Source organism: Actinoallomurus sp. NPDC052308 (assembly GCF_040679195.1).
Classification (GTDB): Bacteria; Actinomycetota; Actinomycetes; order Streptosporangiales; family Streptosporangiaceae; genus Actinoallomurus; species Actinoallomurus liliacearum.
Map to the genome: position 1 here is coordinate 612,367 of NZ_JBFAUM010000001.1, position 11,993 is coordinate 624,359.

Genomic DNA, 11,993 nt, shown 5'->3' on the forward strand with positions numbered 1-11,993 from the left:
CCGTCAGGACGCCACGGCGGCGACGACGGTGCCGAGGGCGTCCTCGACGGTGTCGTGCACGGGGATCGCGGAGGCGATGCCGGTCAGGGAGACGACCCGCGCGGGGCCGGCGCGCAGTCCCGCCAGGCGGGGCGTGCCGCCGAGCCGGCGCGTCCGTTCACCGGCGGCCAGGATCACCCCCAGGCCGCTGGTGTCCATGAAGGTCAGCTCGGCGAGGTCGAAGACCAGGTCGTCGCCGTCGTGCAGGACCTCGGCGAGGAACGCCTCCAGGTTCCGGGCGGTCCCGGCGTCGAGTTCGCCGCGGGCCACGACGACGGTGGTGCCGGGCAGGCGATGGTGCGTGAGCGTCAGCTCTTCCATGGGGCTTCTCCGTGTATCCGGGTGGTGGGCAGGAGAATCACGCGGTCGCGCGGGGTCCGGCGGGCGGCTCGATGAGAACTCCGGTGAGGGGCTCGGCCGTCTCGGTGCGGCCGGGCAGTGCTTCGAGCAGGCTCTGAGCGAGCGTCTCAAGGAGCCGGGCGTCGGCGCGGGCGCCGGTGTGCAGTGCGCAGACCCAGACGTCGCGGACACATCGCTCGATGATCTCGGCGGGGAGGAGGTCGAAACGCTCGACCAGCCGCCGGGTGGCGATGTCGCAGATCACAGACGGTTCCCAGACAGAAATGGCCATGGAGATAGTCCTTCTCGCGAGAGGAGACTGTCCCGAGCCACTTCTTGACCGGTATGCCGGATCTTACGGCGTTTGTCCGCACAGCGCCACACCAGTTGATCTATCGGGGGCGGCGCATCTCCCGGGTACCGCCGTCGTCGTCCCGAGGGCTGAACGGCGAGCGGTCGCCATGGGACCGCTCCGGCTCGTACAGCGGCACGTCGAACTCCGTCTGGCCGTACGCCGTCGTGGCGGGGTCCTCGGCCGACCCGTAGGCGGGAACGTCGCCCTGGTCCGCCGAGCCGTACACGTGGGTGTCGGCGTACCGGGGCGACCCGTACGCCGGGGTGTTCCCGTCGTCACGCGCGGCGTGCCGGCCACGGCCGCCGCCGGACGTGGAGCGCCGCCCGTACGTCTCGTCGGGCTCGGGCAGGCCGTACTCGTAGGCCGGGTCGTCGTCGGCGCCCGGCCGGGCCCGCCACCGCGAGGGGAAGAACGACGCGAACAGCAGGCCGACGCCCGCGAACAGGATGAACCCCTCCTCCTCGAGGCCGGCGAGGGTGACGCGCTGGCCCTTGAAGGGGAACCGGTTGATGAGGTCGGCGGTCGTCTTCTGGGAGACGAAGAACAGCACGCCCGCGGCGGTGAGGATCAGGCCGCCGATGAGCGAGCCCAGCGGCGACAGCCGCGACGCCACGAGGAGGGCGAAGACGATGGCGGCGCCGGCCAGCAGGCCCCCGCCGAGCCACTTGTCGGTCTTGTGCCCCTGCATCACGAAGCCGTGCTGCAGGCGGTACGTGCCGAAGATGAGCAGCCCCGCGAGCGCGGCCGTGAGGATCACCCCCAGGAGAAGTCCCCAGGCGTGGCGTGCGCCGTTCGACATCGCTGTCCTCCCAGTGGCCGCGGCGACCCCGGCGTGGCCGCCGGTACAGCAGAAGGCTAGTAGTCCGGCGAACGCGTCAAAAGGCACATTGGAGTCACTTGCAAAGGTTCTGCGTCGCCGTCTTCGCGTTCACCTGCTGCTGGGAGTCGTCGGACGAGGACTTGGCCGGCTCGCTCACGGTGACCTTCTTCGCCCCGGACCAGGACGGGCCCACCACGACCTGCAGCCGCGAGCCGAGCCCGGGCACCTGCTTCAGCCGCGCCCCCGGGATCGCGGCCTTCAGCGTCCGCGCGGAGTCCTCCCGGCCCGGTCCGTACTGGATGACCGTCGACCCGGCGCCGTGGCGGGTACCCGGCACCACGGTCGCGCCGAACCCGGCGTCGCGCAGGTCACCGGCCGCCCGGGCGGCCAGCCCGGGGGTGCCGACGCCGTTGACGACCCGCACGTCGATGTTCTTCGGGGGCACGGTCAGGGCGTCGGGGTTCGACGAGTGCGACATGGTCGGGGACGCGCTCGCCGAGGCGCTCTGCGTGGGCTTCGGCGGCTCGACGATCGGCTTGTCCCGCTGGATCTGGTCGAAGAGCCGGCCGGCGGCCCGGTCATCCCACAGCACGGTGGACTGCCGCATGCCGCCGATCGTCGTCGTGTAGTCGGGGTTGGCCAGCGGCACCGTCGTGAAGGCGATGCTGTCGGTGTTCATCCCCCGCAGCTGTGTGGCCAGGGACGTCAACGTGCCCTTCGACAGCTCCTTGTCGGCCCGGATCGTGCTCAGCGCGGCGCTGAGCACCGCCGGGTACTTGGTCGGGTCGCTCAGCGCCTTGTGCGCCACGGCCGACATGAACTGCTGCTGCCGCTGGATCCGGCCCAGGTCGCTGCCGCCGGTCAGGGTGTAACGGGCGCGTGAGTAGGCGAGTCCGGTCTTGCCGTCCACGGTGCTCTTGCCGACGGGCAGCCGCAGGCCGCTCTTCGGGTCGTCGATCGGCTGGTTCGTGCAGATGGTCACCCCGCCGAGCGCGTCCACGACCTTGATGAAGCCCAGGAAGTTGACCTCGACGTAGTGGTCGACGTGGACCCCGGTGATGCGCTCCACCGTCTGCACGGCGAGCGGCGCCCCGCCGTACATGTACGTCCAGTTCAGCTTGCCCTGCCGCTCGCCGACCTGCGTGCCGCGCGCGCCCTCGCTGCCGTTCGACTTGTGCGCCGGGATGGTGACCAGGGAGTCACGCGGCATGCTGACCACGGTGACCTTGTCGTGCTTCGACGAGATGTGCACCAGCATCATCGTGTCGGAGCGCTCGCCGTCGGCCTTGCCCAGGTGCAGGTCCCTGATCTGCTGGTCGGTCAGCCCCTCCCGCCGGTCGACGCCGGCCAGCAGGATGTTCATCGAGCCCTCGGGCCCGGAGCCGGGGCGGTTCTTCAGCCCCTCGAAGGCGTTGACGCGCCGCACGCTGCCCAGGACGTAGTCCTGGAACGCCCAGCCGCCGCCCGAGAACAGCAGCACGGCCGTGGACATCAGGCCCGTCGTGACCAGGAACCGGCGCTGCCGCCGCGCGCCGTCCGGCGCCACCATCGCCGACACCCCGCGCGAGGGGCGGTCGACGCGTACGTGCGAGGACTCGGCGTCGCCGAGTGCGACGCCCTCGACCTCCGCGGCCTCGTCGTCGCCCGGAGCGCCCGGACGGGGACGGAAGTAGCGCTCCTGCGGGTCGGACTCCTCGTCGTGTGCCATGACGGCTCGCCTCTCCGGGGGGTGCGAAGTCTTGCCTTCATTGCGGCGTTCCTCGCGTTCGTACAGTAGCGTGGCGCCGTCATGAATCCCTCGCCCAACACACAGGTCGCCCGAAACCGCGTCTGGCCGGCCGTGTCAGTGATCATGCCCGTGCTCAACGAAGAGCGGCATCTCGCGGAGGCGGTCGGGTCCATCCTCGGCCAGGACTACCCCGGTGAGCTGGAGCTCGTCGTCGCGGTCGGGCCCTCCCGCGACCGTACGCAGGAGATCGCGGAGAAGCTCGCGGCCGACGATCCGCGGATCGTCGTCGTCGCGAACCCGACGGGCCGTACCCCCAACGGCCTGAACGCCTGCATCCAGGCCTCCCGGCACTCCATCATCGTCCGCGTCGACGGACACTCGCTGCTGCCGTCCGACTATGTCCTGGCCGCCGTCGAGACCCTCGAGGAGACCGGCGCGGACAACGTCGGCGGCATCATGGCCGCCGAGGGCGTCACGTCGTTCGAGAAGGCCGTAGCGCGCGCGATGACGACCAAGATCGGCATCGGCAACGCGACGTTCCACGTCGGCGGGCAGTCCGGGGAGACGGACACCGTCTACCTCGGCAGCTTCCGGCGCAGCGCCCTCGACCGGGTCGGCGGGTACGACGAGACGTTCGTGCGCGCGCAGGACTGGGAGATGAACCATCGCATCCGCCAGACCGGCGGCAAGATCTGGTTCACCCCCCGGATGCGCGTGACGTACCGTCCCCGGCCGAACATCCGGGCGCTGGCCAAGCAGTTCTTCCACACCGGCAAGTGGCGGCGCGTCGTCGGCCGCGAGCACCAGGGCACCCTCAACCTGCGCTACCTCGCGCCGCCGATCGCCGTGGTCGCGATCGCTGCCGGGGTGGTCGCGGGCGCGGTCGGCTTCTGGCCCGGCTGGATCATCCCCGGCGGCTACGCCGCCGCGATCCTCGTCGGCTCGGTCGCGACCGGGCGGGGCCTGCCGTTCTCGGCGTGGGCGCGGCTGCCGCTGGTGTACGCGACGATGCACCTCGCGTGGGGGGCCGGCTTCCTGCTCAGTCCGCCGAGCCTGGGCCGTTCTCCCGCGCGCTGACCTGCCCGGCCTCCCGGGCGGTGATCTGCTCGGCGATGAGCAGATCGACCGGGTGCGTGATCTTGATGTTCTGCTCGCTGCCCGGGACGACCCGGATGGGCGTCTCGGGCAGGTAGCGGTGCACGACGCCGCAGTCGTCCGTCGGGGGCCGCTCGGCGAACTTCGGATCGGCCAGCGCCCGCTCGTACGCCGTGCGGATGACGGCGAGCCGGAAGCCCTGTGGCGTCTGGAAGCGCCGCAGCGCGTCCCGGCGCGGCATCTCGACCACCCGGTCGCCCTCGACCACCACGACGGTGTCGGACGAGGGCACCGCGACCGCGACGGCCTCTTCGCGCTCCAGCGTTGCGACGCACTCGGCGATGATCCGGGCGTCCACGAACGGGCGGGCGGCGTCGTGGAACAGCACGCGCGTGTCGCCGGGCTCGTGCGCCAGCGCGGCGAGCGCGCGCAGCGTCGACTCCGTACGCGTGGGGCCGCCCTCGACGACGCGGGTCACCTTGGCGTACGGCTTGGCGATGACCTCGGCCTCCGGCACGTGGCCGGCGGCCATCACGACGACGACCTCGTCGACGTCCGGCGCCGACTCGAACGCCTCGATCGCACGGGCCAGAATGGGGCGACCGCCCACCGCCGCCAACTGCTTCGGCGCGCCGAGCCCGAGGCGCAGTCCCGTCCCACCGGCGAGGACGACCGCAACGGTTCTCATGCCGCCGCACTTTACTGTCCGCCGCCTTGGGCGCGCGGGCCCACAGCGTCGCGGCAGCGGTAACCTATGGAAACTCTCGCCGCGTCACCCGGCTTAACGGATGTTTACGGCGAGGAGGCGGCGCGCTAACAGTCGCGGTATGGTCGGCGCTCGCATCTCACGGCCTCGGCCGGAGAGAGACCCCCACCCCAGACCTGAGGACTACAGAGATGATCTTCGGAGGGTGCCGATGACGTTGGCAGTGGTTCTCGCGACCGAGGCGGTCGCGTCCGGTTCCACGCCGACGGCCGGCCTCACACTCCCGGGCGGCGTCGCCGTCGTCACCCGGTTGCTCGCCCAGCTCGAGTCCCTTGACGTCGCCGATCGACGCGTGATCGCCCGTCCCGAATTCGCCGCCGCACTGCGGGAGGCAGGCTGCGAGGTCGTCGAGTCCAAGGGGCTCGCCGACGACCTGCGCGAGATCGCCCGGGTCGCCCGCACCGCGAAGCGGCCGATGCTCGTCATGCACGGTGACGTCGTCGCCCACCGCGAGGTGTTCGCCCGGCTCGTCTACAACTCCAAGGCGCCTGCGTCCGCCGTCGTCGCCCGCGTGCGGGTGAACGACGAGGAGCTGACCCGCCCCCTCATCCGAATCCGTAAGGGCCGCATCCAGTCAGCGGGCTCCCCGTACCACCAGGTGACCGACCCGAACGCCGTCTTCCGCGGCGTCGTGCGGGTCTCCCAGGAGGAGACCGGGACACTCGCCATGGTGGCCGACAAGCTCGCCGAGCTGGCCGACAAGCCCGGTGGCTTCACAGAGATCAGCCCACTCCGTCGGCTGTGGCACGACCCGGAGGACACCGGGGACGTCGAGATCGAACAGGTCGGCGGCGAGCACCTGGGCGCCCTGGCCACCACCCCGATCACCGGAGACGACGCGCCGGCTCTGCTCGTCGTCGGTCTGGTCCGCTCGGGCGTTAAGGTCACCGGCCGCGGCAACAGCACGCTGGTGTGCGAGCGGGTCCTCGACCAGACGCAGGCGGACGCGGCCCAGCGGGCCGTCGACTCCGTCGACGAGGACAAGGTCCGGCTCGCCGCGGCGGTCAAGAACAACGACGGCTTCTTCACGACGTACGCGGTCAGCACCTACTCGCGCTACATCGCGCGCTGGTGCGGCAAGCGCGGCTGGACGCCGAACTTCGTCACCGCGATCTCGATGGGGATCTCGGTGGTGGCCGCGGGCTTCTTCTCCACCGGCCAGCGGTGGGGGATGATCCTCGGCGCCTTCTCGCTGTACTTCGCGTTCGTCTTCGACTGCGTGGACGGGCAGCTCGCCCGCTACACCCGGCAGTTCAGCACGCTCGGCGCCTGGCTCGACGCGACGTTCGACCGGGCCAAGGAGTACACCGTGTTCGCCGGTCTCGCGGCGGGCTCGACCGCGGCCGCGGTCGGCAGCTCGGTGCACGGCGGCGACGTGTGGTACCTCGCGGCGACCGCCATCACGGCGCAGACCTGCCGGCACATGGTGGACTTCGCGTTCGGCGCCTCGAAGCGTCGCACACCACCGGAGCCCATCCCGATCGTTCCGCTCGGCACGCCCAGCGACAGCGTGCTCGACGAGCCGGAGCCGACGAAGAGCCGGCCCAAGGGCAGCGGCCTGAGCCACCTCGCGGTGTGGCTGTCCGCGCGCTCGGAGAAGGTCCGCGTCTTCCACTGGTTCAAGAAGATGATCGTGCTTCCGATCGGCGAGCGGTTCGCGCTCATCGCCCTCACGGCGGCGCTGTTCAACGCGCAGGTGACGTTCATCGCACTGCTCTCGTGGGGTGGCGTCGCCGCGTTCTACACGATCGCCGGGCGCATCCTTCGGTCCCTCACCCAGCCCAGGTCGGTGGCGGTTTCGCAATGAGTGTGCTTCCCGGTATGTCCGCGGCGGCCGACAGGCCCGCCGCCGCACCCACTCCCGACGCCGAGCTCGCCTACCACGGCAGCCGACTGGTCGCCTACCGCGACGACGGCCCCATCGCCCACGTCCTGGGCCGGCTGACCAAGGGCCAGCTTCCGCCGCTGCTCCCGCTGCTCGTCGCCGGTATCGTCACCGCGATCCTGCTGGGAGTGGGAGTCAGCGGCCAGACCAGCCCGGCGATCTTCGCTCCGGTGCTGGTGCTGCTGCTGGCCGGCCCCGGTTCGACGCATCCGCACAGCGGACGGCTGGACTGGCTCGTGCCGCCGATCATGCGGGCGATCGAGTACGGTTACCTGGCGACGCTGGGCTTCTCCCACGACGTTTCCAAGCCGCTGGTCTACGCCTTCCTGGGCGTGCTGGCCTACCACCACTACGACACCGTCTACCGCACGCGCCAGCGGCTGTGGCCGGCCCGATGGGTGTTCGTGGCCGGCCTCGGCTGGGAGGGCCGCCTGCTGATCGCGGCGGTCGCCACGCTCGCGGGCAAGCTGCCCATCGTCCTGGCGGTGCTCGGTGTCTACTTCGCCCTGTTGTTCGGCATCGAGAGCGTCTACACATGGGTGCGGACCGGTACCGGCAAGGGCGTCATGGTCAATCTCGAGGATGAGGAGGAAGCCGGCTCATGATCGGCATGGTTCTGGCCGCGGGAGCGGGGCGACGTCTCCGTCCGTACACTGACACGCTGCCCAAGGCCCTGGTGCCGGTCGACGGTGACACGACGATTCTCGACATCGCGCTCGGCAACCTCGCGGAGGTCGAGCTTACCGACGTCGTCATCGTCGTCGGCTACTGCGCGGAGGCGGTCGAGCAGCGCAAGGCCGCGCTGGAGAGCCGGTACGGCGTGTCCATCACGCTCGTGCACAACGACAAGGCCGAGGAGTGGAACAACGCCTACTCCATGTGGCTGGCGCGTGAGCACTTCGGCGAGGGCGTCCTCATGGTGAACGGTGACACGGTGCACCCGGTGAGCGTCGAGAAGACCCTCCTGGGGAACCGCGGCCCGGACATCCTCCTCGCCGTCGACGACGCCAAGAAGCTCGCCGACGAGGAGATGAAGGTCATCCTCGGCGCCGACGGGCACCTTCAGCGCATCACGAAGCTGATGGACCCCTCCGAGGCGTACGGCGAGTACATCGGCGCGACCCTGCTGGAGCCGGCCGCCGCCGAGCCGCTCGCCGCCGCCCTGCAGGCCACCTGGGAGCGCGACCCCGACCTGTACTACGAGGACGGCTACCAGGAGCTGGTGAACCGCGGCGGCAAGATCTCGGTGGCCCCGATCGGCGCGGTCGACTGGGTCGAGGTCGACAACCACGACGACCTGGAGAAGGCCCGCCGGATCGCCAAGGAATACTGATGCCGCTGCTCACGCGGATGCTCCCCGCGCCGCTGTCCATCGACGTGCGGCGCGGGGCCATCGCCCACCTCGGGGAGCTGCTCGCGGACCGGCGGATCGCCACGGAGGGCCGCGTCGCCATCGCGGTCGGGCCGGGGCAGGGCGACCAGATCGCCGAGCACATACGGCCGAGCCTGCAGGCGTGCGAGGTGTTCCACGTCGACGGCGGCACGGTCGACGCCGCCGTGGAGCTCGGCTCCCGGCTGCGCAGCGGCTCGTACGAGGCGGTCGTCGGCATCGGCGGCGGCCGGACCATCGACGCCACGAAGTACGCCGCGACGCTCGCCGGCATGCCGATGGTCTCCGTCGCCACGAACCTCTCCCACGACGGCATCTGCTCGCCCACGGCCTCCCTGGAGCACGAGAAGGGCAAGAACACCTTCGGCGTGACGATGCCGCTGGCCATGGTCGTCGACCTGGACTACGTGCGCGCCGCGCCGGACCGGCTCGTCCGCGCCGGGGTCGGCGACGTGCTGAGCAACTTCTCGGCGGTCGACGACTGGCTGCTGGCGGGCCGGGAGCAGGGCGACCCGATCGACCGGCTCGCGCTGACCCTCGCCCGTACGGCCGCCGAGGCGCTCATCTACCAGCCCAAGTCGATCGAGTCGGACGAGTTCCTCACCGTGCTGGCCGAGGGGCTCGTGCTGTCGGGGATGGCGATGTCGTTCGCCGGGTCCTCGCGCCCGTCGAGCGGCGGCGACCACGAGATCCTGCACGCGATCGACCAGCTGTTCCCCGGCACCGCCAACCATGGCGAGCTGGCGGGGATCGGCGCGGCGTTCTGCTACCACCTGCGCGCCGCCCACCTCGGCGAGGGCGCGGAACGCCTCAACCAGATCGTGGCATGCCTGGACCGTCACGGGCTGCCCAAGACTCCGTATGACATCGGTCTGACCGAGGAGCAGTTCGCCGAGGCGGTGCTCTACGCTCCCCAGACACGGCCTGGCCGATACACCATCCTCGAGCACCTCGGACTCGACGAGGGCGCTGTGCTGAAAGCGGTACGCGAATATGTCGGCACCTTCGCTGGCTGAGGTACGGGCGGGCGGACAGCCACCCGGCCTCAAGGAACGCCGGAACGAAGAGCACTGGGCGGGACGGCTGTACATGCGCAGCATCTCGCCGCTGTTCACCTGGTTGTTCATCCGGATCGGGTTCAGCCCGAACCAGCTCACCTACATGATGATCGCCTGCGGCATGCTGGGCGGCGTGGCCGTCGCGGTCGACGGCCGCGGGACCGCGGGCCTGATCTGGGCCATCGTCGGCGCCGTGCTGATCCAGGCCTACCTGCTGCTGGACTGCTCCGACGGCGAGGTCGCCCGGTTCCGGAAGCGCACGTCCATCACCGGCGTCTTCCTCGACCGGATCGGGCACTACATGTCGGAGGTCACGCTGCTGGCCGGCCTCGGCGTGCGCGCCCAGGGCGCGTGGGAGAACGGCGGCTACGTCGAGCTCGGCCTGCTCGCCGCGCTCGGCGCGGCGCTGATCAAGGCCGAGACCGACAACGTCGTGGTCGCCCGCGCCAAGTCGGGCCTGCCCGCCGACCCCGCGACCGGGGATCGGGCGCTGCGCCCGGAGTCCACCGGACTGGCGCTGGCCCGCGAGGCCGCCTCCCTGCTCAAGTTGCACCGCATCATCGGCGCGGTCGAGCTGTCCCTGCTCATCGTGGCCGCCGCGGTCGTCGACCACCTGACGCACGGCCTGACCGCCACGCGCGTGCTGGCCGTCGCCGTCGCGGTCGTCGCCGTCCTCCAGACGGGCCTGCACTTCGTCAGCATCGTGGCGTCCCGGAGGCTCAAATGAGGCTGTCCGTCGTCGTGCTGACCATGGGGAACCGGCCCGCCGAGCTCGAGCGCGCCGTCAAGAGCGCGCTGGGCCAGATCGGGGTCGACGTCGAGGTGGTCCTCGTCGGAAACGGCGCGGACGTCCCCGGCTCCTGGCCGGAGAACGTCAAGGTCGTCCGCCTGCCGGAGAACCTCGGCATCCCGGGCGGCCGTAACCGGGGCGTCGAGGCGTCGTCCGGGGAGCTCATCCTCTTCCTCGACGACGACGGCTGGTACGAATCGCCGGACCTCGGCGCGCGGCTGCGGGACATGTTCACCCGGGACCCGAAGCTCGGCATCGTGTCCTTCCGGGTGCGCGACCCCGAGGGCGGTCCGGGGGAGCGGCGGCACGTCCCCCGGCTGCGCGCCGGCGACCCGCTCCGCTCGTCGGACGTCACGACGTTCCTCGGCGGCGCCTGCGCGATGCGCCGTGCCGTGTTCGACGTCGCGGGCGGGCTCCCGGAGGACTTCTTCTACGCCCACGAGGAGACCGACCTCGCCTGGCAGGCGCTGAACGCCGGCTACCGCATCGTGTACGACGCCGAGTCGGTGATGTTCCACCCGGCGGTCGCGCCGACCCGGCACGAGATGTTCTACCGGCTCAACGCCCGTAACCGCGTCTGGCTGGCCCGGCGCAACCTGCCGTGGCCGCTCGTCTTCGCCTACCTCGGCGTGTGGGTGGGGATGACGGTCCTGCGCGAGCGCAAGCCGGCCGCGCTGCGCCCCTGGTTCGGCGGCTTCCTCGAGGGCTGGCGCAAGCCCGCCGGCAAGCGCCGTCCCATCTCCTGGCGCACCGTCTGGCGCATGACCCGCCTAGGCCGCCCCCCGATCATCTAGGCGGCGCGCGAGCAAGTGCCGACCCGGTCAGCGCGACAAAACGCCCTAGACCGGGACGGAAGCGCCCCGGGGGTGCCGTGCCTCGTTCCGCGCCGTCTACTCAGAGGAGACGAATTCTCCGCTGAGTAGACGGCGCGGAAAACAGCGCCTCCACCCCCGGATCCGGCGGTCCGCCTTGTCCGGGACTCGTCCCAGGCCGTGCCAGCGGGCCCGCGTCCGGGTTCGCTCATACACGCGTTTTCCACAGCCTGGAGATGGCGGTGGATGCCGGCCGTCAGTACGGCCGATGATGCTGTCATGTCCGATGGGAGCAGTCAGCGGATCGGGATGCTGATCAGGCAGGCGAGGAGGACACGGCGGCTGTCCATGCGGAGCCTCGCCGACCTGTGTGATGTCGGCGTGGCGACGCTGAGCGCCATCGAGCGGGGCACGCGCAATGTCAGCCTTCCGCTGGCCGACCGGATCCTGGAAGCGATGGAGTTGGAGTTACACCTGGAGGCGCAGCCGAGGTGGGAGGCGATTGACGCGGCCATCGCCGCGGCGGCCGGGCGCCCGCTGAAGGAGCGGGTCGCCGACTGGAAGATCGAGTTCACGTCCTTCGTCTCCTGGTTCGCCGAGACTCCGTACCTCGCCGATGGTCTGATGGCGGCAGCGCTGCAGGGGGCACCGGTCCCTGTCACCGTCTTTGAGGTCGCGGTCCCCCGCGACCCCGACGCGCTGGACCGGCTGACGGACCTCCTGGACGAGATGCGCGCCTCCCGCTGGAATTCCTACTGGCTGCAGTGGGGCGGTATGCCCCTCGACCCGCGCGCGGCCGAGGAGGATGAGGAGGACCTCGCCGCGACCGGTGGGGCGGCCGCCGACGGCCGAATGCCGCCGTGCGCCTCGGGAAAGGACCCCTTCTCGTACAAGTGCACGCACGGGGAGTTCCGG

At 71.0% G+C, this 11,993-nt stretch carries 12 protein-coding genes and 1 pseudogene; 8 read left to right on the top strand and 5 right to left on the bottom strand.

Annotated elements, in window-relative coordinates; all coding sequences use genetic code 11:
- Nucleotides 1–3: 3 nt before the first annotated feature.
- From AB0L00_RS03210 to AB0L00_RS03225, 4 genes are all read right to left on the bottom strand, one after another.
- Entirely contained in the window at nucleotides 4–360 is a 357-nt protein-coding gene (locus AB0L00_RS03210; protein ID WP_364427588.1) for an STAS domain-containing protein, read from the bottom strand.
- Between the two features lie 37 nt (nucleotides 361–397).
- The gene (locus AB0L00_RS03215) at nucleotides 398–670 is read right to left on the bottom strand and encodes a hypothetical protein (RefSeq protein ID WP_364427591.1); all 273 of its coding nucleotides are present in this window, start codon (nucleotides 668–670) and stop codon (nucleotides 398–400) included.
- A 100-nt stretch (nucleotides 671–770) separates the two neighbouring features.
- Nucleotides 771–1,532 carry a hypothetical protein gene (locus AB0L00_RS03220; protein WP_364427594.1) on the bottom strand — a complete coding sequence of 254 codons (762 nt, stop codon included), beginning with the start codon at nucleotides 1,530–1,532 and terminating at the stop codon, nucleotides 771–773.
- Between the two features lie 94 nt (nucleotides 1,533–1,626).
- Entirely contained in the window at nucleotides 1,627–3,261 is a 1,635-nt protein-coding gene (locus AB0L00_RS03225) for an LCP family protein (RefSeq protein WP_364427597.1), read from the bottom strand.
- 81 nt (nucleotides 3,262–3,342) lie between these two features.
- On the opposite strand from AB0L00_RS03225, the gene AB0L00_RS03230 reads away from it, so the two are divergent.
- Complete coding sequence (locus tag AB0L00_RS03230) at nucleotides 3,343–4,359, top strand: glycosyltransferase family 2 protein (RefSeq protein WP_364427600.1); 1,017 nt, start codon at nucleotides 3,343–3,345, stop codon at nucleotides 4,357–4,359.
- On the opposite strand, the gene ispD is transcribed toward AB0L00_RS03230, so the two are convergent.
- A complete protein-coding gene (gene ispD, locus AB0L00_RS03235) occupies nucleotides 4,322–5,065 on the bottom strand; it encodes a 2-C-methyl-D-erythritol 4-phosphate cytidylyltransferase (protein ID WP_364427602.1) in 744 nt (247 codons plus the stop codon). The genes AB0L00_RS03230 and ispD overlap by 38 nt on opposite strands.
- 229 nt (nucleotides 5,066–5,294) lie before the next feature.
- Here ispD and AB0L00_RS03240 point away from each other — a divergent pair, with 229 nt between their 5' ends.
- From AB0L00_RS03240 to AB0L00_RS03270, 7 genes and pseudogenes are all read left to right on the top strand, one after another.
- The gene (locus AB0L00_RS03240) at nucleotides 5,295–6,950 is read left to right on the top strand and encodes a CDP-alcohol phosphatidyltransferase family protein (protein ID WP_364427605.1); all 1,656 of its coding nucleotides are present in this window, start codon (nucleotides 5,295–5,297) and stop codon (nucleotides 6,948–6,950) included.
- Nucleotides 6,947–7,633, top strand: a complete 687-nt coding sequence (locus AB0L00_RS03245) for a DUF5941 domain-containing protein (RefSeq protein WP_364427608.1) — start codon at nucleotides 6,947–6,949, stop codon at nucleotides 7,631–7,633. Before AB0L00_RS03240 ends, AB0L00_RS03245 begins: the two co-directional genes overlap by 4 nt.
- A complete protein-coding gene (locus AB0L00_RS03250; RefSeq protein ID WP_364427611.1) occupies nucleotides 7,630–8,361 on the top strand; it encodes a phosphocholine cytidylyltransferase family protein in 732 nt (243 codons plus the stop codon). Before AB0L00_RS03245 ends, AB0L00_RS03250 begins: the two co-directional genes overlap by 4 nt.
- Nucleotides 8,362–8,378: 17 nt before the next feature.
- Nucleotides 8,379–9,434: an iron-containing alcohol dehydrogenase family protein gene (locus AB0L00_RS03255; protein WP_364428980.1), complete on the top strand. Its 1,056-nt coding sequence runs from the start codon at nucleotides 8,379–8,381 to the stop codon at nucleotides 9,432–9,434.
- Nucleotides 9,412–10,203 carry a CDP-alcohol phosphatidyltransferase family protein gene (locus AB0L00_RS03260; protein ID WP_364427614.1) on the top strand — a complete coding sequence of 264 codons (792 nt, stop codon included), beginning with the start codon at nucleotides 9,412–9,414 and terminating at the stop codon, nucleotides 10,201–10,203. The genes AB0L00_RS03255 and AB0L00_RS03260 overlap by 23 nt, the downstream gene beginning before the upstream one ends.
- Nucleotides 10,200–11,060 (top strand): glycosyltransferase family 2 protein, encoded by an 861-nt coding sequence (locus AB0L00_RS03265; protein WP_364427617.1) that lies wholly within the window; start codon nucleotides 10,200–10,202, stop codon nucleotides 11,058–11,060. The genes AB0L00_RS03260 and AB0L00_RS03265 overlap by 4 nt, the downstream gene beginning before the upstream one ends.
- Nucleotides 11,061–11,387: 327 nt before the next feature.
- Nucleotides 11,388–11,540, top strand: a pseudogene (locus tag AB0L00_RS03270) (helix-turn-helix transcriptional regulator); the annotation flags it as partial.
- Nucleotides 11,541–11,993 lie beyond the last annotated feature (453 nt).